Consider the following 24518-nt stretch of genomic DNA (forward strand, 5'->3'; position numbering starts at 1 on the left):
GTCCTATATCCGTTTGCCGGTATATTCCCTTCTCGGTATATTCAAGGAGTGCTGTTCGATGTGCTCGCCGAGCCGACCCGGCGGCGGATCCTGGACCTGCTCCTGGAGCGCCCGCATCCGGTCGGCGAACTGACCGCCCGGCTCGGTCTCACCCAGCCGGGCACCTCCAAGCACCTGCGTGTGCTCCGCGAGGCCGGCCTCGTCCAGGTCCGGATCGACGCGCAACGCCGCTGGTACGAGCTGTGCCCGGCCCCGCTGGCCGAGATCGACACCTGGCTCACGCCGTACCGGCGGCTCTGGGCCACCAGCCTCGACGCCCTGGAACTCCACCTCGAGACGATGGGGAACGATCAATGAACGAGACCCTGCACACCGTCGACGGCCGCACCGTGCTGCGGATGGAGCGGCTGCTCGCCCACCCCGTCGAGAAGGTCTGGCGGGCGATCACCGACCCCGCCCACCTCAGCCAGTGGTATCCGTTCCCCGCCGCCGAACTCGACCTGCGCCCCGGCGGGACGATCATCTTCGACGACGGCGCGGGCACCGTGCTGAAGGCCGTGATCACCGAACTCGACCCGCCGCGCGTCTTCGCGTTCAGCGAGCACGCCCCCGTCTCGGTCCCCCGCGAGAGCGAGGACCTGGTCCGCTTCGAGCTCCGCCCCGAGGCCGCCGGCTGCCTGCTGATCTTCACCCACACCTTCGACGACAGGTATGCGGCGGCCAGCTACGCCTCCGGCTGGCAGACCTGCCTGGTCGCCATGGAATTCCTCCTCGAAGGCCGCCCCTTCACCCCGCCGGAGGGCAACTTCCCCGAACTCCACGAGGAGTACGTCACCCGGTTCCACCTCGACGAGGGCACCCGCGTCCCCGGCGGGGTGCGCTTCGAGCGCCAGCTCACCGTCCCGATCACCCAGGCCCAGGCGGCCCTGGAGAAGGCGGACTGGCCCCCGGCCGACTGCCACCTGTCCGACGGAACCGGCCACGGCGCCCGCCTGGTCGTCACCGCGCCCGACTCCGGCGACCCCGAGCGGGCCCTGATCGAATGGCGGGAACGAATCAACCGCTTCGCCCGCGAGCGCGCCTAACCAGGCCACGGGGTAAATTGTCTTGACATTCTGACCTCCGGTAACCTCGGACAGTGACATCGACTCGGTTGGAATTCGACCTGGACCGGTCGAGCCCCGTGCCCCTCTACTTCCAGGTGGCCGAGCAGATCTCGGAAGCCATCAGAACCGGCGAGCTGACGCCGGGCTCCCGGCTGGACAACGAGATCCTGCTGGCCGACCGGCTCGGGCTTTCCCGCCCCACGATCCGGCAGGCGATCCAGTATCTGGTCGACAAGGGACTGCTGGTCCGCAAGCGCGGCGTCGGCACCCAGGTCGTGCACGGCCAGGTCAAACGTTCGGTGGAGCTCACCAGCCTCTACGATGACCTGCGCCGCGCGGGCCAGGATCCCGCCACCCGGGTGCTGTCCATCGGCACGGCGGCTGCGGACGAGACGGTGGCCGGGGTGCTCGCCGTACCCATCGGAACCGAGGTTCTGCACCTGGAGCGGCTGCGTTTCGCCGCCGGGGAGCCGCTCGCGCTGCTGCGCAACTGGCTGCCGCTCGGCCTGGCCCCGCTGACCGCCGACGCGCTGACCGAGCGCGGCCTCTACGAGCTGCTGCGCTCCGCCGGGGTGCGCATGCGGGTGGCCAACCAGCGCATCGGCGCCCGCGCCGCCTCCCCCGCCGAGGCCCGCCTGCTCGGGGAACGCCGCGGCGCCCCCCTGCTCACCATGGTCAGGACCACCTACGACGACCAGGGCCGCGCGGTCGAGCACGGCTCGCACGCCTACCGGGCCTCGCACTACTCCCTTGAGGTCACGCTGATTGAGCGCTGACCTCCTCGGCCGCGGCCCGGGCGGCGACCCGCTTCTTCAGCCACAGCGTGGTGCCGATGCCGAACAGGACGGCGGCGGCCAGCCCCACCCAGGAGAAGCCCTTCAGCCACTGCTCGGCGACCACGCCCAGGTAGTAGACGGCCGCCGTGGTCCCGCCCGCCCAGGCGATCCCGCCGAGCACGTTCGCCACCAGGAACCGCCAGTACGGCATCCGCAGCGCCCCCGCGAGCGGCCCCGCCAGGATCCGCAGCAACGCCACGAACCGCCCGAAGAACACCGCCCACATCCCGTACCGCTGGAACATCGCCTCCGCCTTGGCGAGGTGCGCGGGCCCGAAATGTTTGGGGAACCGCCGCCCCAGCCGGTCGAACAGCGGTTTGCCGCCCTTCTTCCCGATCAGATAGCCGATCGAGTCGCCGACGATGGCGCCCGCGCTCGCGCACACGCCCACCATCACCGGGCTCACCACGCCCTTGGCCGCCAGCAGCGCCGAGCTGACCAGCACGATCTCCCCCGGCAGGGGAATGCCCAGGCTCTCCAGACCGATCACCAGGCCGACCAGGGCATAGACCCAGACGGCCGGAATCGACTGCAACCATTCCTCGACGTGCATGCTCAACCCCTGTCGTCCGGACAGCTCATTCTTCCCTGACCGGAAGACTGCTCCCGCCGGAAGGCTGCCAGCCGCGCCTTGCGGTCGGCTTGCGAGTCAGTAGCCGAGCGTGGTGAGCCCGGCCAGCGCCGCCTCCCGCATCCTGCCGCGCACCGCCACGGAGGCCGCCCGGTCGGTCCGCACCTCCACGATCCGCAAACCGTCCCCCTTGATCGCCCGGGACAGCTCGTCCGGCTCCTCGACCCGCGTGTACGGCGTGCCGGTCGCCGCCGCCAAATATCCCAGATCCACCCCGTGCGGCGTCCCGAAAACCCGCTCGAAGGGCGCCCCCAGGCCCGCCTGCGGCAACATCGAGAAGATCCCGCCGCCGTCGTTGTTGGCCACCACCAGGCACAGATCGGGCCGGGGCTCGCGCGGCCCCAGGATCAGCCCATTCTGGTCGTGCAGGAACGTCAGATCCCCGACCAGCGCGTAGGAGGGGCCGTTGTGGGCGAGCGCGGCCCCGATCGCCGCCGACACCACCCCGTCGATCCCGGACGCCCCCCGGCAGGCCATCAGCCGCAGCCCGCGCCTGGGCCGCATCGCCCAGTCCAGATCCCGGATCGGCAGGGAGGAGCCGCAGAACAGCTGGGCCCCGTTGGGCAGCAGCGCGCCCAGATCCCGGGCCGTCCTGGGCTCGCTCATCCCGGCGGAGTCCAGCACCTGGTCGATGGCGTCCCGGGCGGTGAGATCGGCGTGCCGCCAGGAGTTCAGCCAGTCGTCGTCCCCGGCGGTGACCGGGATCTCGACCGCCTGTGCGACCTGGGTGGCCGACCGGGTCGGATCGGGCCATCTGGTCAGATCCTGGGCGACGACGATGTGCTCCTGCGCGCGCTTCAGCCAGGACAGCAGCGGCCGCGACAGGCCCGGCCGGCCCAGCGTGACCACCACGTCCGGCGCGTGCGCCTCGGCGAAGGCCTGGTTGCCCAGCAGGAAGTGGTAGGTCGAGACGGCGTGGTCGCCGTACCGGCCGTTGCCGCTGGGCTCGGACAGGACCGGCCAGCCGGCCATGCCCGCCGCGGCCACGTAACGCCGTACGTTGCTGGCGCCGTCGCCCACCACGAGCACGCCACGCCGGGTCGGCGAGATGTGCAGCGCCGCCGACGGCGGCGCGACCCTGGACCTGATCCACGGCCCGTTGGCGTCGCCGTCCAGCGACTCGCACCAGGCCGAGTCCCCGTCGGGGATCAGCGGCTCGCGGAAGGCCAGGTTGAGATGCACGGGCCCCGGATCCATCGGCCCGGCCGCCCGCTGGTAGGCCCGGCACGCCAGCGACCGCCAGTACGCCACCTGCCCCGGCCGCTCCTCCGGCACGCCCACCTCGGCGAACCAGCGGACCGATGAGCCGAACAGCTTCACCTGGTCGATCGTCTGGTTCGCGCCCGTGCCGCGCAGCTCCGGCGGCCGGTCGGCGGTGAGCACCAGCAGCGGCACCCCCGACTCGTGCGCCTCGATCACGGCCGGGAAGAAGTTGGCCGCCGCCGTCCCGGACGTGCAGATCAGCACGACCGGCTTCTCGGCGCGTTTGGCCAGCCCGAGCGCCAGGAAGGCGGCGGAGCGTTCGTCGATCCGCACGTGCAACCGCAGCCGGGAGTCGGCGTGCGCGGCCAGGGCGAGCGGGGCGGAGCGGGAACCGGGGGCGAGCACGACTTCGGTGAGGCCGCAGCGGATCAGCTCGTCGACGAGCACCCCCGACAGCGCGGTAGCCGGATTCACGACAGGCCCGCCGTGCCGGAGGCACGGCCATCAACACAACCTAGCGCGCGAGACATGCGGCCGCCTCCTCCATCCGTCGAACCCACTCCGGCGACTCGATCTCGAAGCGCGCCAGCGCGGCTTCGTCCACCTCCGGACGCCGTACGGCGATCGCCCCGGCCACGGGGGTGAGCGAGTCCGCGACGACGTCCCCGGTCAGGAGGGACATGGTCCCGAGGCCGCAAGCGTACGGCAATTCGGGCAATGCGGCGGCCAGGGCGAGACCGGCGGCGAGCCCCACCGAGGTCTCCACCGCGCTGGACACCACGGCGGGCAGCCCGCAGGCTTCCACCACGCGCAGCGCGGCGCGCACCCCGCCGAGCGGCTGGACCTTGACCACGGCGATGTCGGCGGCCTCGGCGGCGCGCACCCGCAGCGGATCCTCGGCCTTGCGGATGGACTCGTCGGCCGCGATCGGGACGTCCACCCGCCGCCTGACCTGGGCGAGCTCGTCCAGGGACGGGCAGGGCTGCTCGGCGTACTCCAGGGTGAACCGGTCCAGCTCCTTGAGCCGCAGGACCGCCTCGTCGACGTCCCAGCCGCCGTTGGCGTCCACCCGGATCTTCCCGTCCGGGCCCAGCGCGTCCCGGACGGCCTCCACCCGGGCCAGGTCCGCGGCGAAGTCCTGGCCCCGCTCGGCGACCTTGATCTTCGCGGTCCCGCAGCCGGACGCCTTGGCCAGCTCGAAGGCCCGCGCGGCGGGCACGGCGGGGATGGTGGCGTTCACCGGAATGGTCGAGCGCACCGGGTCCGGCCAGCCTTCGAAGGCGGCCTCGCGGGCGCAGGCGAGCCAGCGGGCGCACTCGGCGGGGCCGTACTCCGGGAAGGGCGAGAACTCGCCCCAGCCGGCGGGGCCGCGCAGCAGCACCCCCTCCCGGGCCGTCTGCCCGCGGAACCGCAGGCTCATGGGAATGCCGAAGACCCGCGTCGTCATCGTCGCGCTCGCCTCCACAGGGCTGGTGGGTTGGGGAGACAAGCGTCGCACCACCCGACAACCGCCTCCCAGCCGCCGCGCCGTGACCGCATGTCCCGGGCCCTCGGGACGGTTAACGAGAAACCCGTCCCATAGCCGCCGACCAGGCGACGTGGCGGCTGTCTGGATCACGCCTCTCACATTAATCTTGCGAGCGTGCCAGAACGCGCTGTCCATGCCCTGCTGCTCCCGCCCGGCCCCGAACTCCTGGAATCGGTGCGGAAGGCCGTTTTCGCCGAGGGGCCCGCCGTGCTCCCGCTCTCCCCCGGCCTCCCGGCGGCGGCCCTGAAGACGACCCTGGACGCGCTGCGCCCCACCCACGTGATTACCCAGGACGGGGTGGAGCGGGTCGCGGGCGGCGCGCCGGCCCGCGCCGAGGTGGCGGTGATCATCGCGACCTCGGGCTCCACGGGCGCGCCCAAGGGCGTGGAACTGAGCGCGGCGGCCCTGGTCGCCTCCGCGGCGGCCTCGCTCCAGCGGATCGGCGCGGCCGGCGAGCGGTGGCTGTGCTGCCTGCCGACCTCCCACATCTCCGGCCTCCAGGTGCTGGTCAGGGCGATGCTGAGCGAGACCGTGCCGATCGTGCACGAACGGTTCTCGGCCGGGGCGGTGGCCGCGTCGGGGGCCGGGCACGTGTCCCTGGTGCCGACCCAGCTACGCCGGCTGGTCGACTCCGGCGCCGACCTGTCCGGGTTCCGGACGATCCTGCTGGGCGGCGCGGCCGCTCCCCCGGACCTGCTGGCCGCCCATCCGGGGATCGTCACCACCTACGGGATGAGCGAGACGAGCGGCGGCTGCGTGTACGACGGCACGCCCCTTTACAATGTAGATCTGGAAATCGGGCCCGACGGCCGGATCACGATCGGCGGGCCCGTGCTGTTCTCCGGCTACCGCTTCGGGGAACCGTTCGGCGGCGGCCGCTACCGCACCTCCGACCTCGGGATCTGGGAGGCCGGGCGGCTGACCGTGCTCGGCCGGGCCGACGACGTGATCAACACCGGCGGCCAGAAGGTCGTCGCCGGAACGGTGGCCGCCGTGCTGGCCGAGCATCCCGGCGTGGACGAGGTGGCCGTGCTCGGCCGCCCCGACCCCGAGTGGGGCGAGATCGTCGTCGCCGTCGTGGCCGGCCCCGCCGAACTCGGCGAGCTGCGCGCCTTCGCCAAGGAACGCCTGCCCGCCTACGCCGCGCCACGTGCGGTCATGCGCGTTCGTTCGCTCCCGCTGCTGCCCAACGGCAAACCCGATATGGTCACCTTGCGGAACCAAATATGACCTGCGCTCGTCATAAGTTGCGTAAGCCCGCCACCAGGAGGACGTGCCCGTGCTGATTCCCACGCCCAAGATGCTGATCTCCGCTGGAGTCGTCGGCGCGATCCTCGTGGGCGGGGTGGCCGTGGCGCACACCGCCTCGGCGGGACGGCTGTACGAGGAGTCGCTGCGGTTCAAGGAGGTCACCCGCGCGACCCCGGCGCCGGACCCCGGCGTGGTCTCCGAGCCGGAATCAGGCACCCCCGACCCGAATGTGGTCTCCCGCCTCATGCCCGGCGACCCGGGCGAGATCTCCGAGTACTGGACCAAGGAACGGCTGGAGGACGCGCAGCCGATGCCGATTCCGGAAGTGTCCATCAGCATCCTGCCGAACTGACTGCTCATACTGAATGGCGCGCGGGCGGGCCAAACCACCGCCCCGGCATTCTCGGGCCCCTGGGAACAAATCACGCCTTAAGGCGTTATTGCTACTGGCACGCCGGAGCGACGAGCCACCGCCGCCGACTCCCTGACCGAGCCGGAACAGCCCATCCAGAATCACTTTACTGACGAAGTCAAGGAGGAGGTGTCCTCATGCCCCGAACCGCCGTGGCGGCCTCGCGCGCACGCGAGACGACCCCCACGACGCTCGACCAGCTCCTTGAGCGAGGCCGCGCGCAGGGTCACCTTTCCCTGTCCGAACTCCGCCAGGCCTTCACCGAGGCGGGCGTCGGCGCCGCCGAGGGCCGCGCCCTGGTGCGCGAACTCACCGAGGCCGGGGTCAGCCTGGCCGATACCCCCCAAACCGCGGAGTCCACGGCGGCGGCGGAGGAGGATTTCGACCCTCAGGAGGCCGAGGCCGAGGCCCAGTCGATCGACATCGACGACAACACCTCCGTGATGGGCGACTCCGTTCACACCTACCTCAAGTCCATCGGCCGCCGCACCCTGCTCACCGCCGCCCAGGAGGTCGAGCTCGCCCGCCGGATCGAGGCCGGCCTGTACGCCGAGTACAAGCTGGAGGAGGCCGAGGAGTCCGGCGAGCGCATGCCCCCCGGCTTCCGCGAGGACCTGGAGTGGGTGATCGAGGACGGCCGCCGCGCCAAGGACCACATGCTGGAGGCCAACCTCCGCCTGGTCGTCTCGGTGGCCAAGAAGTACACCGACCGCGGCATGGCCCTGCTGGACGTCGTGCAGGAGGGCAACCTCGGCCTGATCAGGGCCGTCGAGAAGTTCGACTACACCAAGGGCTTCAAGTTCTCCACGTACGCGATGTGGTGGATACGCCAGGCCATACAGCGCGGCTTCGCCGATTCGGCCCGGACGATCCGGCTGCCCGTGCACGTGCTGGAGATGCTGTCCAAGCTGTCGCGCGTCGAGCGGGACATGCACCAGCGCCTCGGCCGCGAGCCCACCCCCGAGGAGCTGGCCGTCGAGCTGGACAAGACCCCCGACCAGATCGAGGACCTGCTGCGCACCAGCCGCCAGCCGATCAGCCTGGACTCCACCATCGGCGAGGACGGCGAGACCCGGATCGGCGACCTGATCGAGGACGTGGACTCGCTGGAGGCCTCCGAGGTGGTGGACCGGCAGCTGCTGGCCGAGCAGCTGCGCGGCGTGCTGTCCAACCTGTCCCCGCGCGAGGCGCGCATCATGGCGCTGCGCTTCGGCCTGGCCGACGGCAAGCCGCACACCCTGGACGAGATCGGCAAGCACCTGGGCCTGACCCGGGAGCGGATCCGCCAGCTGGAGAAGGAGTCGCTGTCCAAGCTGCGCCACCCCAGCAACACGATCCCGCTGCTGGACTGGGCCAGCTGACTAGCTAACTAGCCAGCTCGATCAGCGAGAACACCGCGCCCTGCGGGTCGGCGGCCACGGTCACCCGGCCCGAGGGCAGCGCGAACGGCGGGATCTCGATGACGCCGCCGAGCGACTCCACCCGGTCGGCGGCGGCCAGGCAGTCGGCGACCGCGAAGTAGACCATCCAGTGCGGCGCGATCTCCTGCGGCCAGGCGTCGGTCATCTCCACCATGCCGGTCACGGTCTCCCGCGGCCGGCGCAGGTCGAACTCGGTGTAACTGCCGGACACCCGGCCCTGCCAGCCGAACACCCGCCGGTAGAACTCCGCCGCCACCTCGGTGTCCCGGACGGCCAGCTCGTGCCAGCAGAACGTGCCCGGCACATGATGCATGGCCGCCCCGGGAAAGTCCCGCTCCTCCCACACCCCGAACATCGCCCCCGCAGGGTCGGCGAGCAGCGCCCCCCAGCCCTGCTCCCGGCCCTCGTCGAAAACCTGATCGGGCCCGGAAACTAACCGCCCACCCGCCTGTACGGCATGCTTGACGGTCTCCTCGAGATCGTCCACCGCCATATGGGTGACCCACCCGGCCTCCCGGACCGGCCCGAACCCCGCCACCGGCTGGGCGCGCAGCAGCGCGGTCGAGTGACTACGCCCCCGCGGCTCGAACTCCCAGCCGAACAGCCCCTGGTAGAACCCCTCCGCCCCGGCCAGGTCCCCCGTGCCGAGATCGACCCAGCATGGCTTACCCGCCGCGTACCGCGCCCGTCCGGCCATCCGCCCTCCCGTACCTCACGGTAAGCTCCGGCGGCGGAACGTGCCCAGCGGTTGCGTGATCGGTTATCCGTTATCCGGGGCCTTGTTATCCGGAACCCGGACGAGTTACCCCGGAACCCGGACGATCCCGGTCAGCCGGTGCTCCTCGCGGAGGGTGCGCAGCCGGTCCACCTCGGCGGTCCACTTGGCGCCCTCGGGCGTGGCCCGGCCCTTCCTGCGCCGGATCCGGTCGTCATACGCCTTGACCCCGAAGGTGGCCCGCTGCGCCGACTCGGCCGACCGCAGCGCCCCCGTGAGCGCCTGGTCCAGCGCCACCCCGGCGGCCCGCAGGTCCGCCCCCGGCGCGTGGTCGGCCCGCTTGGCGCGGTATTCCCGCTCCGCCGAGCGGGCCTTCTCCAGCATCGCCGGATAGCCCTTCGCCGCCTCCTGGTCGGCGTGGTAGCGAACCTCCGCCTCCCGGCTCACACGCGGACGGAAAAACGCCATCGTCAGCCCCTCAAACTCTGTCCAACGCTTACTGCCGGTAAGCGTACGCCGTCCCACCGACAGTCGTGCCCCCGGCGGCCTCCTGTACGAAGTAAGGTTCTCGATATGCCAGCCAAACGCCCGCCCGTCCCGCTCTCCCGGGAGCGCATCATCGACGCGGCCCTGCACATCGCCGACGGCCAGGGGCTACGCCGGCTCACTATGCGACGACTCGGCGACGCGCTCCAAGTCGAGGCTATGGCCATTTATCATCACCTCCCCCGCGGCAAGGAGGCCCTGATGGACGCCCTGGCCGAGCATGTCACCACGATCGAGGTGGACTCGGGCGGGCAGACCTGGCAGGAGATCGCCAGAGACTGGGCGCGGGCAGGCCGGGCGGCCCTGCTCGAACATCCGGGCGTGCTGGCGCTGGCGCTGACCAAACCACCCAAGGGCATGGCCCTGGCGACGATCGCCAACCAGGTGGAACGCCTCCGCGAAGCCGGTCTGGACGACCCGTCGGGCGCGGTGCGCACGCTCCGGGCGTACATGTTCGGCAGTGTCGCGGTGGAGGTGCAGCGCTCCGGCTGGGCGGATCCGGACGCCACCGTGCAACACGCCCGGGTGGAATCCGGCGAGGAGGACTTCGAGCGCGGACTCGACGCGGTCCTAGCCGGTCTAGCCCGCCCAAATGGTATGTAACCACTCATTTATCGGAACGACGGCGTGTCGCGCTTGGGCTGTTATCTTCCGTCGGGCAGTCTTGTGCCCCAGATCACATACGGCAAGGCTTGCCAACTGGACCGGTTGAAATCGTCCCAACGGGCTATGTCCTGACCGAGTGACCTACCGCACACTGGTGTAGTCCACTGCAACACGTCCAACCAAGCGCTCGTCCCCCGTCCAACTGAGGGATCCGTCCACGAGCGACCCGAGATAGACACGGAGCCCCGGCGATGTGCCCTCATGACCCGTCTTGTCCGAGCGCGGAAGCGAAGGATCGAGAAGCCGCCAGAACCGTCGCGGCCCACCCCGAGCAGGGGTGGAGCTTGCTGTGCAACGGTGTCGTCCTGTTTGAGGACACGGGGGAGCTGCTTCCGAACGGCGTCGTCATCGCCCCCCATCGGCCGACCGACCTGGCGAGCAGCGCGGCCTGACCCGCTCCGCCAGCCACCGGGCCACCTCCGCGCCCACCCGGGCCGGCTCCCTCTTGAGATCGTGACCCTCCCCGGCCAGCACCACCAGCCGGTCCGCGTCCGCCTCGGCGGGCACCCCGAACGGATCCCGGTCGCCGTTCACCACCAGCACCCGCACCCCGGCCGCGCGCAGCTCGTCGGCCCGGGACCGCTCCGGCCTGCCCGGCGGGTGCAGCGGGAAGGCCAGCGCCACCACCCCGTCCGCCCCGGCCGCCCGCGCCGTACGGCAGGCGACCCTGGCCCCGTTGCTGCGCCCGCCCTGGACCAGCGGCAACCCCGGTAGCCGCGCGCGCAGCGCGCCGATCAGCGCCAGCCAGGCCTCGTCCTGCTTGGCGGCCGGGCCGGGCGCCCGCGCCCCGCGCAGCCGGAACGGCTGGACCACCCGGGCCACGCTCACCCCCGCGTCCAGCGCCGCGTCCCGCACCGCCAGCAGATCGGGCGCGTCCACTCCCCCGGCCGACCCGTGGGTGAGCGCCAGCACCAGCCACGGCTCCGCCGCCGCGTCAATCTCCAGCCGCCCCGGCCCGTACGGCGTCTCGACCTCCATACCCGGACGCTACCGTGTTCATGGCCGCGCCTCCGGCACGGCGGCTCGGCCGCTTTCAGCCTGTGTCTTCCCTCGTCTCTCCGGTCGCTACGCTCCCTGCGTTCCTCAGTCCAGACACAGGCGCGGCCGAGCGCTCCCCCGCGGGCATTACACGGGCGTCGTCCGAATGGAGGATGACGTCATGGCGCGGGTGTGCCAGATTTGACTACGTGCCGGACACATCAATGCCACGCGACGATCTGCGAGCCACCCTCGAAGCGCGCCGGGACCTCGGTCCCGAGTATGAGGACGCGCTCGTCGACTCGTTTTTGGAGAAACTTGACAGTGAGATCACCGCGCGGGTGCGCGCGGAGGTCTCGGTTCACCAGAGCAAAGCGGGCGTGAAGCCAAGCAAGCCCGATAACTCACACATCCCGGTGGCGCTGGGCTCGCTCGGCATCGCCATCCCACTGACGGCGATCGCGGCCGCCAACGCGGGCACCGTGGGCCTGTTCCTGGCCTGGGGTGGCATCGTCCTGATCAACCTGGCCTACGCGCTGGGCCGCCGGAAGAACTAGGGACGGTCGTACCGCTGCCTGACCTGGGCGGCGAGCGTGTCGTCCGCGTGCTCGAACCCGTATCGCCAGACGGTTTCCGCGTCACCGTCCCGGCCGCGCAGCGGCAGCGTGCGCGCCAGCAGCTCGATGGCCAGCGCGGCGGTGTCGGCGTCGGGCCCGGCCTCGACGGCGGCGGCGAACTCCGCGCAGGCCATCTCCAGGTGGGCGATGCCCAGCAGCACCCGCAACCGCGGCGCGTCCGTCACCTCCAGCACCTGGAGCACCACATCGGCGGCCTCGTCCGGCCGGCTGTCCGCCAGCAGATCCTCGGCCATGCGCTCGGCCACCACCGCGAGCCCGAGCGCCGCCTGGGCCCGATCGTGCGCGCCCTCGGTGGTCGCCAGCTCCGCGAAGAGCTCGGCGGCGGCGTCCAGCTCGCCCGCCTCGTAGAGACGGCGGGCCTGGTCGATCTGCCGCACCTGATCGGCACGAGGGTCGATGGCCGTCATGAGGGGGGCCTCCACTGCCGATCTCAGCCGGAAAAGGATCACGAGGATCCTAGCCTTCCGGGCGGCGATCCGCCCCCAGACATGCCAAACGGTTCAGTCCTCGTACGCCTCCAGCGGCGGGCACGCGCACACCAGGTTCCGGTCGCCGTAGGCCTGGTCGATCCGGCGCACCGGCGGCCAGTACTTCTGCTCCCGCAGGGACGCGACCGGATAGGCCGCCTCGGTCCGGCTGTAGGCGTGGGTCCAGGTGTCGGCGGTGACGCTGTCGGCGGTGTGCGGCGCGTTCCGCAGGGGGTTGTCGTCCCGCTCGTACGCCCCTGACCCGACCTTGTCGATCTCCCCCTTGATCGCGACCATGGCGGTCACGAACCGGTCGAGTTCGGCCAGGTCCTCGCTCTCGGTGGGTTCGATCATCAGCGTGCCCGCCACCGGGAAGGACATGGTCGGCGCGTGGAACCCGTAGTCGACCAGCCGTTTGGCCACGTCGTCCACGGTCACGCCGGTCTCCTTGGTGATCTTCCGCAGGTCGACGATGCACTCGTGGGCGACCAGGCCGTCCCGCCCGGTGTACAGCACCGGGTAGTGCGGCGCGAGCCGTACGGCCAGGTAGTTGGCCGACAGGATGGCCTGCTCGGTGGCCGCCTTGAGCCCGTCGGCGCCCATCATCCGCACGTACGCCCACGAGATGGGCAGGATGCCCGCCGACCCGTACGGCGCCGCGCTGACCGCCCCCACGCCACGCCCGGGCAGGTACGGCGCCAGATGCGCCTTGACCGCCACCGGACCGACCCCGGGCCCGCCGCCCCCGTGCGGGATGCAGAACGTCTTGTGCAGGTTGAGATGGGACACGTCCGCCCCGAACTCGCCGGGCTTGGCCAGCCCGACCAGCGCGTTGAGGTTGGCCCCGTCCACGTACACCTGGCCGCCCGCGTCGTGCACCCGGGCGCAGATGTCGGCGATGGCCTCCTCGAACACGCCGTGCGTGGACGGATAGGTCACCATGATCGCCGCCAGCGCCTCCCGATGCTTGCCGATCTTGGCGTCCAGGTCGGCGAGGTCCACGTTGCCGTCCTCGTCGCAGGCCACCACGACCACCCGCATCCCCGCCATGACCGCGCTGGCCGCGTTGGTGCCGTGCGCCGAGGACGGGATGAGGCAGACGTCCCGCCCGAGGTCGCCGCGCGCGTGATGGTAGGCGCGGATCGCCAGCAGCCCGGCGAACTCGCCCTGCGACCCGGCGTTGGGCTGGAGCGAGACGGCGTCGTAGCCGGTCACCTCGGCCAGCCAGCCCTCCAGCGTCTCGATCAGGGCGGCGTATCCGGCGGCCTGGTCGACCGGCGCGTACGGGTGGATCCCGGCGAACTCCGGCCAGGTGACGGGCTCCATCTCGGTGGTCGCGTTGAGCTTCATCGTGCACGACCCGAGCGGGATCATCGACCGGTCCAGCGCGATGTCCTTGTCCTGCAATTTCCGCAGATAGCGCAACATGGCGGTCTCGGAGCGGTGGCTGTGGAACACCGGATGCGTCAGGAAGTCCGAGGTCCGCTCCAGCGCTTCGGGAAGCGCCGCCGGGCTCCCCGCCACCGCGGGCACTCCGAAAGCCTCCCAGACCGCCTCCAGATGCCCGTATGTGGTCTTCTCATCACAGGACACGCCAACCTGGTCCGCGTCCGCCAGGCGCAGGTTGACGCCCCGCTCGCGGGCCGCCGCGACGACCTCCGCCGCCCGGCCGGGCACCCGGGCCAGCACGGTGTCGAAGAACTCCGCGTGCGCCACCTCGACCCCGCCCGCCCGCAGCCCCTCGGCCAGCAGGGCCGCGTGCCCGTGCACCCGCCTGGCGATCCGGCGCAGCCCGTCGGGGCCGTGGTAGACCGCGTACATGGCGGCCAGCACGGCCAGCAGCACCTGCGCGGTGCAGATGTTGCTGGTCGCCTTCTCCCGCCGGATGTGCTGCTCGCGCGTCTGCAGGGCCAGCCGGTAGGCCTGCCGCCCGTCCGCGTCCAGCGACACCCCGACCAGACGGCCGGGCAGCTGCCGCTGCAGCCCTTCCCGGACGGCCAGGTAGGCGGCGTGCGGCCCGCCGTACCCGAACGGCACGCCGAAGCGCTGCGAGGAGCCGATCGCGATGTCGGCGCCGAGCGCGGCGGGGGTTTCGAGCAGCGTCAGCGCGAGCAGGTCGGCGGCGGCGACCACCAGCGCGCCGATCGCGTGCGCCCGCTCGGACAGGTCACGGAAGCCGGCGACCCGGCCGCTCGCCCCCGGATACTGCACCAGCACCCCGAAACACTCGGGCAGCTCCCCATCGAGATCGGCTTCGACCAGTTCGATGCCCAGCGGCTCGGCGCGGGTGGCCAGCACGGCCTTGGTCTGCGGCAGCGCGTCGGCGTCCACCACGAACACCGCGCTCTTGACCTTGGACACCCGCCGCGCCAGCGTCATCGCCTCGGCGGCGGCCGTGCCCTCATCCAGCAGCGAGGCCCCGGCCACGTCCAGCCCGGTCAGGTCGGTGATCACCGTCTGGAAGTTGAGCAGCGCCTCCAGCCGCCCCTGCGAGATCTCCGGCTGGTACGGCGTGTACGCCGTATACCACCCCGGATTCTCCAGCACGTTCCGCAGCACCACGCCCGGCGTGATCGTGTCGAAGTAGCCAAGACCGATCATCGAGGTCAGCACCTGATTGCGGGCGGCGAGATCCCGCAGCTCGGCCAGGGTCTCGATCTCGCTCGACGCGGCCGGCAGGTTCAGCGGATCGGTGGTCCGGATCGCCTTCGGGACGGCCACGGCGACCAGGTCCTCGGTGGTGGCGTATCCCACGGCGGCCAGCATGCGCGCCTGATCGGCGGCGGAAGGACCGATATGACGAGCGGCGAACTCGGAGTGAACAGTCATGACAGGGGCCTCCAGCGGCGTCGAGACCAGCGCGCCCGGCCTGGAACCGGTCGCTCTGCGGGTCTCCCCCTCTGTCATCGGACCTGAGAGCTTCACCGAGCCCTGATGAGGTGCCCGGCTTTCCCCTTCGGTGCGGCCGCCTGGCTGGACGGCACGGCTTTCCAGAGTCGCCTCGCCCGTGCGGTACCGGTTGCCTGAGAGATTCCGGGGAGGGTTGCTCCTTCGGCGCCCCTCCTACTGGACGTGGAAGGGACTCTCCCGCACAAGGTCGTCGGCTGGTACCAGACTACCGCTACCCGGCCGGGATGCTCTCAACCGGTCTTACGGGCGCGTCGTCGCTGCGCCAGTTCGTCGGAGGGGTGGTCGGCCTCAGGCGGAAGGCCGACCTCCGCGCGTTCCCCCGGCAGCTCCGCGAGCGATCCCTCGACTTCGCGCCACACGCGCCCGAGCGCGATCCCGAACACGCCCTGCCCGCCCTGCAGCAGGTCGATGACCTCGTCGGCCGAGGTGCACTCGTAGACGCTCACCCCGTCGCTCATGAGGGTGATCTGGGCCAGGTCGTTGACGCCGCGCTCGCGCAGGTGGTGGACGGCGGTGCGGATCTGCTGGAGCGACACCCCGGTGTCCAGGAGGCGTTTGACGACCTTGAGCACGAGGATGTCGCGGAAGCTGTACAGCCGCTGGGAGCCGGAGCCCTGCGCGGCTCTTATGGTCGGCTGGACCAGGTCGGTGCGGGCCCAGTAGTCGAGCTGGCGGTAGGTGATCCCGGCCGCCGAACACGCCGTGGGGCCGCGGTAGCCGATGTCGTCGGCGACGGCCGCGGGCCGCTCGTCGAACAGCAAGCCCTGCTCACCGGCGCGTTCCCGCGCCGACTCGCGCTGAGCCGGATCATGCCCGGCCGTCTTACCCTCGCCGCTGCTGACCGCCACTGCGGACCTCCGGCTTTCTCTCATCCCACGGCCTGATCTGGGGGTTCTCGAACTACAACCGTGGTTTCCCTTGCACGGTAGGACTGGCGCCAGCCTCAGTCAACGACCTCGATCGGCGCGTCGTGAAGCCGAAATATCGACCGATCTCAACCGGCACGGCCGAAGTCCTCCGGCGTGATGTTGTCCAGGAACTCGCGGAACTTCTCCACCTCGTCCTCCTGGTCGTCGGGCATGCTGACCCCCGCCTCGCGGACCACGTCCTCGCTGGCGAAGATCGGCGTGTGGGTGCGCAGCGCCAGCGCGATCGAGTCCGAGGGCCGCGCGCTGACCTCTACGCCGTTGGAGAACACCAGGTCGGCGAAGAAGATCCCGTCACGCAGCGCGACGATGTTCACGGTGCGCAACTGGATGTCGAGCGCGTCCAGCACGTCCCGGAACAGATCATGGGTGAGCGGCCGTGGCGGTGGGTCCTCTGCCTGTGCCAGCGCGATCGCGGTCGCCTCGGTCATGCCGATCCAGATCGGCAGGTACCGATCACCGTTCGCCTCCTTCAAGAGGACGATCGGCTGGTTCGAGGGCATCTCAACGCGGACCCCCACGACCTCCATCTGCAACACGGGCGACTCACTCTCCGGGATGCGGCATATATCACCAGGCATTCAACGTAACACCCGAGAGCGACAGGCGTTGTCAGCGGCCGAGAACGCCACGAACACTGCCATTAAGCAGCGCGGCGTGCAAACGCAGGAGAAGTCCGGAGATTTCGCGCGCGGATTCCTCGGCGTGGTCGAGGGATCCGGGCGCTCGGCGGCGCAGCAGCGGCGCCACGGCCTGCTCCAGCAGCCCGGCCTCGCGCTCGGCGGCGGCTTTCACCGCGCGCAGATGCCGCGCGTGCAGCCCGAACCTGGCCAGCCGCCCCACGCTGCGCGCCACATCGAGCGCGTCGGCGTCGTAGCGCCGCGCGCCGGGCGGGATGAGGCCGTAGTCCTCCAGCTCGGCCAAGGTCTCCTCGTCGATCTCGGCCGCCGCCAGCAGCTCCTCCCGGCTGAGCCGGACCGGCGGCGTCTCGGCGCCGACGGCGCGCGGGCCCGGCGGGCCGGCCAGCTGGTCCTTGATCACCCGCAGCGGCAGGTACTGGTCGCGCTGGGCGGTCAGGATGAACCGCAGCCGCTCGACGTCGGTGTGGGTGAACTTCCGGTATCCGGACGGGCTGCGCTGGGGCTCGATCAGCCCCTCCCCCTCCAGGAACCGGATCTTGGAGATCGTGACGTCGGGGAACTCCCCCTGCAGCAGGGCGAGCACCTCCCCGATGCTCATATGCGCCCTGATCGCCTCAGCGGCCATACGGGCTCACCCCCTTCTCACCCAGCGATCACGGTCCTCCCGGGCCGCGGGTGAGGAACACCAACCGGAATTTACCGATCTGCACCTCGTCGCCCCCCGCCAGGGGGAACTCCTCGATGCGCTCCCTGTTGACGTAGGTGCCGTTGAGGCTGCCCACGTCGCGGGCGGTGAACTGGCCGCCGCGCCGGTAGAACTCGGCGTGCCGCCGGGACACGGTCACATCGTCCAGGAAGATGTCGCTCTCCGGGTGGCGACCCGCCGTGGTGAGGTCGCTGTCGAGCAGGAACCGGCTGCCCGCGTTCGGCCCGCGCATCACGACCAGCAGCGCGGTGCCCGGCGGCAGCTGCTCGACCGCGGAACGATCCGGCAGCAGCGTCTGCCCGGTCGCCTCGTCCACGGCCTCAAGGGAGATCGTCGAGGTCGTGTCCGGCACCACCTGGTGCGCGGGCGGGCTCAGCGGCGAACCGCATCGAGAGCAGAAACGGGCATCCTCGGGGTTGGGGTGACCGCACTGCGTGCAGTAGACGCTGGGCATCGAACGGCTCGGCCTCTCTCACGACTTGCTCAAAACTGCGAATGCCGAAACTTACGCTGATCAGACACGAAGGTCAAGGCAGGCACGCTGGACATTGACTACCCAACGCTACCGTCAGGCACGGTCCAAGGTCCATGCCGCCACACCATCATCATCCGCCAGGGGTTCAGGTTATCGTTTCAGGCGGATCCGGCGGCCCGCTCGACGACTAGAGCCCATCGTTCGATCAGTGTTTGGGCCGTGTCCACGTCGTGTCCCTCGGCCCACAGGTGGGTGACGGCCTCGGCCGGGTCGGGCAGCACCATGACCCAGCTGCCGTCCTCCTCGACGATCCTGACGCCGTCGGTGGTGTCCAGGCGGCGGCCCTCGGCGGCCTCCACGACCGAGCGCATGACCGCGCCCTTGTGCGCCCACGGCGTGGGGATGGTGCGTTTGAGGAGTTTGGCCTCGGGGATGCGGGCGTCGATCTGGCTGAGCGAGAGCCGGGTCCTGGCGACCAGGCCGAGCAGGCGCAGGAAGACGGCCAGGCCGTCCACGGTGGGCCCGAACTCGGGCACCACGAAGCCGCCCCTGCCGTCGCACGCGAAGATCATCTCCGGGTGGGTGGCGGCGCTGGTGAGCGCGTCGACGCCGGTGGCCGTCCAGTCCACGTGCACGCCGTGGAAGCGGCACACCATCTCGGCCACCCGGGTGGTGGTGACCGGCAGCGCCACCCGGCCGCCCCTGCGCTCGGCGGCGACCAGGTCCAGCACGACCAGCAGGGCGCGCTCCTCGCTGATCAGGTGGCCCAGCTCGTCGACCAGCGAGACCCGCTCCCCCACCGGGTCGAACCTGACCCCGAAGGCGGCCCTGGACGAGCCGACCAGCTCCGAGAGGCGCTGCAGGTCGCGGCGGCGCTCGGCCAGCGTCTCGGTCGGGGAGGCGTCGTCCAGGCGGTTGTTGACCGTGAGCACGCCGACGCCGACCCGGCCGAGCAGGCTCGGCAGCACCAGCGAGGAGGTGCCGCCGGCGCAGTCCACCACGACCTTCATCTCGGCGTCCTTGACGCCGGTCATGTCCACGCAGCGGAGCAGCTCGCGAGCGTAGGTGTCCACGGCGCGGGCCGGGAAGGTGAGCTCGGCGATCTCGCCGGGGAAGGCCCGGCGGTACTCCTGGCGGGAGAAGACGCGTTCCAGCTTGCGCTGGGCGCCCGGGGACAGGTCGGCGCCGGTGTCGTCCAGGAAGACGATGTCGACGCTCTGCGGGTCCCCGGCGGTGGTGCGCAGGGTGATGCCGCCGCGCACGTTCTCCCGGGAGGTGTGGAAGCGGGCCACCGGCATGGCGGCGGCCTCCAGGTCCAGCACGTTGATGGCGCTGGAGTTGAGCGCGCTGATCACGGCGCGTTTCAGCGCGCGGGCCGCCCGGGAGGCGTCCCTGGAGGTCACCACCGTGTCGCCCTTGCTCAGCGTCGTCGCGTACGCGCTGGCCAGCCGCACGCACAGCTCGGGGGTGATCTCGACGTTGACCAGGCCGGAGACGCCGCGCGGCCCGAACAGGCTGCGCTGGCCGCGGGACTCCCAGATGACGCTGGTGTTGACCACCGCCCCGGCCTCGACGGTCTTGAACGGGTAGATCTTCACGCCGGACGACACGTACGCCTCCGACTCGATCACGCACTCGTCGCCGACGACCGCGTTCTCCTCGATCCTGGCGCCCGTCATCACGTCGGTGTTCTTGCCGATCACGCAGCCGCGCAGGTGGGCGGCCGGGCCGATGTACACGTTGTCGTGCACCACCGCCCGGTGCAGGAACGCGCCCTCCTTGACCACCGCGTTGCTGCCGAGCACGGTGTATTCGCGCAGTTCCGCCCCGGCTTCGACCTTGGCGTAGTCGCCGATGAACAGCGGGCCCTTGAGCACCGCGTCCGCGTCGACGGAGGCGCCCTCGGAGACCCAGACGCCGGGCGACAGCTCGAAGGCGTCGTCGAAGTCGACCTTCACCCGGCCCTCCAGCACGTCGGCCTGGGCCTTGAGGTAGCTCTCGTGGGTGCCGACGTCCTCCCAGTAGCCGTCGGCGACGTAGCCGAACAGGCGGGCGCCGCGTGCCAGCAGCTTGGGGAAGACGTGCGCGGACCAGTCCACCGACTCGCCGGGGGCGACCTCGTCCAGGACGCTGGGCTCCATCACGTAGATGCCGGTGTTGACGGTGTCCGAGAAGACCTGCCCCCAGGTGGGCTTCTCCAGGAAACGCTGGATCCTGCCGTGGTCGTCGACGATGATGATGCCGAATTCGAGCGGGTTGGGGACCCGTTTGAGGCCGATGGTGACCAGGGCGCGGTTCTCGCGGTGGAACCTGAGCATGTCGGTCAGGTCGATGTCGGTGAGGGCGTCGCCGGAGATGACCAGGAAGCGGTCCTCGCGGAGCTTGTCGGCGGCGTTCTTGACGCTGCCGGCGGTGCCGAGCGGGGTCTCCTCGGTGGCGTAGTAGAGGTTCATGCCGAGCTCGTCGCCGTCGCCGAAGTAGTTGCGGATCAGCGCGGCCAGGAACTGCACGGTCACCACGACCTCGGTGAAACCGTGCTTCCTGAGCAGGCGAAGCACGTGTTCCATGATCGGGCGGTTGATCACCGGCAGCAGGGGTTTGGGCTGGTTGGCGGTCATCGGGCGCAGCCGGGTGCCCTCCCCGCCCGCCATCACCACGGCCTTCACGCCAATCCCACCTTCATCGGGACGCACGTGCGAGCCTGCGCACCTGCACCACGTACAGCACCCCCGCCCACCAGTACAGACCCGTACCCCAGATGACGAAGGCCCACCCGAATATCGCGCATATCTCCGCGTACCAGCCGGGGTGCGCGGCCAGGAACAGCAGGGGGAACGCGTACATCAGGTTGGCGGTGGCGGCCTTGCCGAGGAAGTGCACCGGGAGGGCGGGGCCGTAGCCGAGGCGGCGCAGGATCGGGACCATGCAGAGCAGCAGCAGGTCGCGGGCGAGGACCAGGGCGACCAGCCACCAGGGGATGATCTCGCGCAGCAGCAGGCCGGCCAGGGTGGCCAGGATGTAGAGGCGGTCGGCGGCCGGGTCGATCAGCCGGCCCAGCCTGCTGGTCTGGTTCCAGGCCCGGGCCAGCTTGCCGTCCAGCCAGTCGGAGAAGCCGGCGACCATCAGCAGCGCGACGGCCCAGCCGTCGGCTTTGGGGCCGAGCACCAGCCAGAGGAACACCGGCACGCCGAGCAGGCGCAAAAAGCTCAGCAGATTCGGAATGGTCCAAATCCGGTCCTCGGCGGTGTCCACGATCCAGACCCTACATGCGCGCCGCGCGGCCCCGGCGGGCGCTCCGGTCAGGGCCGGGTGGGCCGGAAGTCGGCGTCCACCAGCCCGAGCCGGTGCGCGACCACGGCCGCCTGGGTGCGGTTGCGCAGGTCCAGCTTGTCCATCACGGCGGCCACGTGGGTCTTGACGGTGGTGACGCCCAGGTGCAGCCGTTCGCCGATCTCGGCGTTGGACAGGCCGATCCCGACCAGCGTGAGCACCTGGAGCTCCCGCTCGGTGAGCGAGGGCGGCACCCGGAGGTGCCCGTCCTCGGCGGCCAGCGCCCGGGCCACCACCCGGCGCAGCACCGAGGCGGCCAGCAGGGGCTCGCCCTGGGCGGCCCGCCGGACCGCCTCCACCATCCGGTCCGGCGGATCGTCCTTGACCAGGAAGCCGAGCGCGCCCGCGCGCAGCGCCGCGTAAACGTTCTCGTCCTCGGCGAACGTGGTCAGCACCACGATCCGGGTGCCCGGCCGCGCCGCCAGGATCCGCCGGGTGGCCTCGAGACCGTCCACCCGCGGCATGCGCAGATCCATCAGCACCACGTCGGGCCGATGCCGCTCCGCCTCCTGTACGGCCTGCGCCCCGTCGGCCGCCTCCGCGCACACGGTCATGTCCCCGGCGGCCTCCAGCATCATCCGCACCCCGGCCCGCACCAGCGCCTGGTCGTCGGCGACCACGATCCTGATCATCGAAGGCTCCCCTTGGCGAAGCGGGTGACCGCGCAGTCCCAGTCGGAGCCCTGCTCGGGCAGCGCGAACGCCGCCGCCAGCCGCCAGCCGCCGTCGGGCAGCGGCCCCGCGGTCAGCCGCCCGCCGAGTGCGTGCGCGCGTTCCCGCATGCCCGCGATGCCCTGCCCGGAGGACGGCAGCATCGGCACCGCGCCGCCCGCCGCGTTGCGCACCTCCACGGTGAGCTCGTGGTCGTGCACCTCCACCCGCACCCGGGCCGGCGCGCCGGGTCCCGCGTGTTTGAGCACGTTGGTGAGGCCCTCCTGGACGATCCTGGCCGCCGAGGCGCGGGCCACCAGCGGGGCGACGGCCACCTCGGGGGCGATCTCCAGCGCCACCTCCAGCCCCGCTCCCGCCATCCGGGCGGCGGCGTCGCGCATCACGTCCTCGGGGTCGCCTACCGGGAGTTCGGCGCCGGGGGCGCGCAGCACGGTGAGCAGGCCGCGCAGGTCCTCGAGCACCTGGTGGCCGGTGGCGCGGATGTCGGCCAGGGCTTCGGCGGCGGGGCCGGCGGCGCCGGCGTACTCGGCCGCTCCGGCGCGCAGCACCATGGCGCCGACGTGGTGGGCGACGATGTCGTGCACCTCGCGGGCGATGCGCTCCCGCTCGGCCAGGCGGTCCGATCTGGCGCGTTCCGCGGCCAGCTCGACTTCGCGTCTGGTGGCGGTGCGCCGTACCCGGACGAAGGCGCCGATCGCGGCCGGGGCCGCGACCATCGTGGCGAGCACGAGCAGCCACCAGAACGTCACCTCCGCGCCCGCGCCGACGGCGGTGAGCAGGGTGACCACGCAGGTGAGCGCGGACGCGGCGAGCAGCCACCGCCAGGTGACCTGGCTGGCGAAGACGCCGAGCGCGATGAACAGCAGCACCTGGAGGCTGGCCGCGGCGTCGGGGGCGCGGCCGGCCGCGACGAGCAGCAGGGCGCTCTCCAGCAGCAGCACCGCCCCCGGCAGCCAGCGGACGACGCCGAGCGCGAGGCCGGACAGCACCGCGAGCAGGCCGATCCCCCAGGCGTGCAGCTCCGCCTCCGGCCAGTTCGCCCAGGTGCCGAGCACCGCGAACGAGACTCCGCCGCCGGCGAGCAGGATGTCCAGGACGGGCGAGCGTTCCTCCCCATCCGGCACGGCGGCCGACTGGCTGCGCAGGTAGCGGCCGATGGCGACGGGGACGCCGATGATGCCGAAGGTGTAGAAGAGCACGCTGCCGGTCGGGGCCGCGCCGGACGCCAGGTGGATCGCGGTGGCGGCGCAGGCCAGCGCGGCCACCGGCAGCGTCCACGTCCAGTCGCGCGTCCTGGCCAGCGCCCCCGCCGTGAGGGCGAGCAGGATCTGCAGGCCGTCGAGGATTCCCGCGCCCACGCCGTCGAGGGCCACCAGCAGGAGGGCGAGGTATATCGCCACCGGACCCGGCATCCGGCGGGCCAGGCCGAGCGGCAGCCCGGCGGCCAGCACGACCACGACCGTCAGCCAGCCCGGAATGTCAGGACCGCCCCAGGACTGGTGGGTAAGGGCGCACAGCGCGACCCCGGCCATCGCCAGGAGAAAGTCCAGGGTGAATCCACGCCAACGCATGACAGAAACCGTATCCGTCCCGGTCACCAGCGAGTTCCCCCGCAGACATGGAACCCGATCCTTCAGATTCCGTATCCGTCCCGGTCATACGGAGTGCCTCTCCGACACCCGACCCGATCCTCAGATTTCCGTATCCATCCCGGTCGGCCAACGTGTTCTCCCTCACACTCGAAACCCCCGTACAGCACGGCCTTCTCCTTCGTCCGGAGGAGGCGGGTCCTTCAAGTGGCCGGTGTCTCTGGCCGCTCGAACGTGGTCAGCGGTGCCGTTCACCCCTTAGCGTGCGGGCCATGGCTAACGAACCAGCGCTCTTCTTCGGGCAGTTCATGCGCTCCCCCGCCATGATCGGCGCGATCGCCCCCAGCTCCCGGCGGCTCGCCACCGCGATCTCCGTCCCGATCCCCGAGGACGGCGACCCGGTCGTGGTCGAGCTGGGGCCGGGGACGGGCCCGTTCACCGCCGAGATCCAGCGGCGGCTCGGCGGCCGGGGGCGGCATCTCGCGGTGGAGATCAACCCCCAGCTGGCCAGTCACCTGTCCACCCGCCATCCCGGTGTGGAGCTGATCGTGGACGACGCCCGCAAACTCCCCGACCTGATGGCCGCGCGCCGGGCCGGGCAGGCCGACGTGATCATCAGCGGCCTGCCGTGGGCCGCGTTCGGGGTGAGCACCCAGGAAGCCCTGCTCAACGGGGTGCTGACGTCGTTGAAGCCGGACGGGGCTTTCACCATGTTCGCGTACGTGCACGCGCGGCGGCTGCCCCCGGCCGTACGGATCAGGAAAGCCCTGCAGAGATCCTTCGAGGAGGTCGTGCTCGGCCGCACGGTGTGGCGCAACCTGCCCCCGGCGTTCGTCTACCACGCCAGGCGCCCTCGCCGTCCCGGAGTCTAA

Annotated in this window: 26 protein-coding genes and 1 riboswitch; of the genes, 10 read left to right on the forward strand and 16 right to left on the reverse strand. The window is 71.3% G+C overall.

What is annotated here, in order from left to right:
- Window positions 1–48 precede the first annotated feature (48 nt).
- The 3 genes from Amac_RS29670 to Amac_RS29680 are packed head-to-tail and all read left to right on the forward strand — an operon-like array spanning window position 49 to window position 1882.
- The gene (locus Amac_RS29670) at window positions 49–357 is read left to right on the forward strand and encodes an ArsR/SmtB family transcription factor (RefSeq protein WP_155357715.1); all 309 of its coding nucleotides are present in this window, start codon (window positions 49–51) and stop codon (window positions 355–357) included.
- Window positions 354–1085 carry an SRPBCC family protein gene (locus tag Amac_RS29675; RefSeq protein WP_155357716.1) on the forward strand — a complete coding sequence of 244 codons (732 nt, stop codon included), beginning with the start codon at window positions 354–356 and terminating at the stop codon, window positions 1083–1085. The genes Amac_RS29670 and Amac_RS29675 overlap by 4 nt, the downstream gene beginning before the upstream one ends.
- Window positions 1086–1138: 53 nt before the next feature.
- Entirely contained in the window at window positions 1139–1882 is a 744-nt protein-coding gene (locus Amac_RS29680; protein WP_155357717.1) for a GntR family transcriptional regulator, read from the forward strand.
- Here the strand turns inward: Amac_RS29680 and Amac_RS29685 are convergent.
- The 3 genes from Amac_RS29685 to Amac_RS29695 form a co-directional block, all read right to left on the reverse strand.
- Window positions 1863–2495: a DedA family protein gene (locus tag Amac_RS29685; protein WP_155357718.1), complete on the reverse strand. Its 633-nt coding sequence runs from the start codon at window positions 2493–2495 to the stop codon at window positions 1863–1865. The two genes, Amac_RS29680 and Amac_RS29685, sit on opposite strands and share 20 nt — an antisense overlap.
- A 96-nt stretch (window positions 2496–2591) precedes the next feature.
- Complete coding sequence (gene menD / locus Amac_RS29690) at window positions 2592–4250, reverse strand: 2-succinyl-5-enolpyruvyl-6-hydroxy-3-cyclohexene-1-carboxylic-acid synthase (protein WP_155357719.1); 1659 nt, start codon at window positions 4248–4250, stop codon at window positions 2592–2594.
- Window positions 4251–4290: 40 nt separating this feature from the next.
- Complete coding sequence (locus tag Amac_RS29695) at window positions 4291–5223, reverse strand: o-succinylbenzoate synthase (RefSeq protein WP_155357720.1); 933 nt, start codon at window positions 5221–5223, stop codon at window positions 4291–4293.
- 195 nt (window positions 5224–5418) lie between these two features.
- Between Amac_RS29695 and Amac_RS29700 the strand changes: the two genes are divergently transcribed.
- The 3 genes from Amac_RS29700 (at window position 5419) to Amac_RS29710 (ending at window position 8328) form a co-directional block, all read left to right on the forward strand.
- On the forward strand, window positions 5419–6534 hold the full coding sequence (locus tag Amac_RS29700) for an AMP-binding protein (protein WP_155357721.1): 1116 nt from the start codon (window positions 5419–5421) through the stop codon (window positions 6532–6534).
- Between the two features lie 49 nt (window positions 6535–6583).
- On the forward strand, window positions 6584–6907 hold the full coding sequence (locus Amac_RS29705; RefSeq protein WP_155357722.1) for a hypothetical protein: 324 nt from the start codon (window positions 6584–6586) through the stop codon (window positions 6905–6907).
- A 197-nt stretch (window positions 6908–7104) separates the two neighbouring features.
- Window positions 7105–8328 (forward strand): RNA polymerase sigma factor, encoded by a 1224-nt coding sequence (locus tag Amac_RS29710; RefSeq protein WP_155357723.1) that lies wholly within the window; start codon window positions 7105–7107, stop codon window positions 8326–8328.
- A 4-nt stretch (window positions 8329–8332) separates the two neighbouring features.
- Here Amac_RS29710 and Amac_RS29715 read toward each other — a convergent pair whose 3' ends face one another.
- Both Amac_RS29715 and Amac_RS29720 read right to left on the reverse strand, forming a co-directional pair.
- Window positions 8333–9085, reverse strand: a complete 753-nt coding sequence (locus Amac_RS29715) for a VOC family protein (protein ID WP_155357724.1) — start codon at window positions 9083–9085, stop codon at window positions 8333–8335.
- Window positions 9086–9190: 105 nt separating this feature from the next.
- On the reverse strand, window positions 9191–9571 hold the full coding sequence (locus Amac_RS29720; RefSeq protein WP_155357725.1) for a hypothetical protein: 381 nt from the start codon (window positions 9569–9571) through the stop codon (window positions 9191–9193).
- A 105-nt stretch (window positions 9572–9676) separates the two neighbouring features.
- Here Amac_RS29720 and Amac_RS29725 point away from each other — a divergent pair, with 105 nt between their 5' ends.
- Window positions 9677–10252 (forward strand): TetR/AcrR family transcriptional regulator C-terminal domain-containing protein, encoded by a 576-nt coding sequence (locus Amac_RS29725; RefSeq protein ID WP_155357726.1) that lies wholly within the window; start codon window positions 9677–9679, stop codon window positions 10250–10252.
- Between the two features lie 254 nt (window positions 10253–10506).
- Entirely contained in the window at window positions 10507–10707 is a 201-nt protein-coding gene (locus Amac_RS56495; protein ID WP_155357727.1) for a DUF5999 family protein, read from the forward strand.
- Here the strand turns inward: Amac_RS56495 and Amac_RS29735 are convergent.
- On the reverse strand, window positions 10661–11293 hold the full coding sequence (locus Amac_RS29735) for an alpha/beta hydrolase family protein (protein ID WP_155357728.1): 633 nt from the start codon (window positions 11291–11293) through the stop codon (window positions 10661–10663). The genes Amac_RS56495 and Amac_RS29735 overlap by 47 nt on opposite strands.
- Window positions 11294–11502: 209 nt before the next feature.
- On the opposite strand from Amac_RS29735, the gene Amac_RS29740 reads away from it, so the two are divergent.
- Window positions 11503–11850 carry a hypothetical protein gene (locus tag Amac_RS29740; RefSeq protein ID WP_218041368.1) on the forward strand — a complete coding sequence of 116 codons (348 nt, stop codon included), beginning with the start codon at window positions 11503–11505 and terminating at the stop codon, window positions 11848–11850.
- On the opposite strand, the gene Amac_RS29745 is transcribed toward Amac_RS29740, so the two are convergent.
- The 10 genes from Amac_RS29745 to Amac_RS29790 all read right to left on the reverse strand — a co-directional run bounded on the left by Amac_RS29745 (window position 11847) and on the right by Amac_RS29790 (window position 23628).
- Window positions 11847–12338 carry a hypothetical protein gene (locus tag Amac_RS29745; RefSeq protein WP_155357730.1) on the reverse strand — a complete coding sequence of 164 codons (492 nt, stop codon included), beginning with the start codon at window positions 12336–12338 and terminating at the stop codon, window positions 11847–11849. The genes Amac_RS29740 and Amac_RS29745 overlap by 4 nt on opposite strands.
- Window positions 12339–12431: 93 nt before the next feature.
- Window positions 12432–15227 carry an aminomethyl-transferring glycine dehydrogenase gene (gene gcvP / locus Amac_RS29750; RefSeq protein ID WP_155357731.1) on the reverse strand — a complete coding sequence of 932 codons (2796 nt, stop codon included), beginning with the start codon at window positions 15225–15227 and terminating at the stop codon, window positions 12432–12434.
- Between the two features lie 171 nt (window positions 15228–15398).
- Window positions 15399–15498, reverse strand: a riboswitch (glycine riboswitch).
- A 40-nt stretch (window positions 15499–15538) separates the two neighbouring features.
- Window positions 15539–16156: a MerR family transcriptional regulator gene (locus tag Amac_RS29755; protein WP_218038822.1), complete on the reverse strand. Its 618-nt coding sequence runs from the start codon at window positions 16154–16156 to the stop codon at window positions 15539–15541.
- A 146-nt stretch (window positions 16157–16302) separates the two neighbouring features.
- On the reverse strand, window positions 16303–16773 hold the full coding sequence (locus Amac_RS29760) for a bifunctional nuclease family protein (protein ID WP_155350793.1): 471 nt from the start codon (window positions 16771–16773) through the stop codon (window positions 16303–16305).
- Between the two features lie 73 nt (window positions 16774–16846).
- Window positions 16847–17500, reverse strand: coding sequence for a transcriptional regulator FtsR (gene ftsR / locus Amac_RS29765; RefSeq protein ID WP_155357732.1), 654 nt, complete (start codon window positions 17498–17500; stop codon window positions 16847–16849).
- Between the two features lie 28 nt (window positions 17501–17528).
- Complete coding sequence (locus tag Amac_RS29770) at window positions 17529–18035, reverse strand: FHA domain-containing protein (RefSeq protein WP_155350791.1); 507 nt, start codon at window positions 18033–18035, stop codon at window positions 17529–17531.
- Window positions 18036–18214: 179 nt separating this feature from the next.
- Entirely contained in the window at window positions 18215–20722 is a 2508-nt protein-coding gene (locus tag Amac_RS29775) for a mannose-1-phosphate guanyltransferase (protein WP_155357733.1), read from the reverse strand.
- Between the two features lie 13 nt (window positions 20723–20735).
- Window positions 20736–21308 carry a cardiolipin synthase ClsA gene (clsA, locus tag Amac_RS29780; RefSeq protein ID WP_246265261.1) on the reverse strand — a complete coding sequence of 191 codons (573 nt, stop codon included), beginning with the start codon at window positions 21306–21308 and terminating at the stop codon, window positions 20736–20738.
- 47 nt (window positions 21309–21355) lie between these two features.
- Window positions 21356–22018 (reverse strand): response regulator, encoded by a 663-nt coding sequence (locus Amac_RS29785; protein ID WP_155357734.1) that lies wholly within the window; start codon window positions 22016–22018, stop codon window positions 21356–21358.
- Entirely contained in the window at window positions 22015–23628 is a 1614-nt protein-coding gene (locus Amac_RS29790) for a sensor histidine kinase (protein WP_155357735.1), read from the reverse strand. The genes Amac_RS29785 and Amac_RS29790 overlap by 4 nt, the downstream gene beginning before the upstream one ends.
- 290 nt (window positions 23629–23918) lie before the next feature.
- Between Amac_RS29790 and Amac_RS29795 the strand changes: the two genes are divergently transcribed.
- On the forward strand, window positions 23919–24518 hold the full coding sequence (locus tag Amac_RS29795; RefSeq protein ID WP_155357736.1) for a class I SAM-dependent methyltransferase: 600 nt from the start codon (window positions 23919–23921) through the stop codon (window positions 24516–24518).

Origin of the sequence: Acrocarpospora macrocephala, from assembly GCF_009687865.1 — a bacterium.
Lineage (GTDB): Bacteria > Actinomycetota > Actinomycetes > Streptosporangiales > Streptosporangiaceae > Acrocarpospora > Acrocarpospora macrocephala.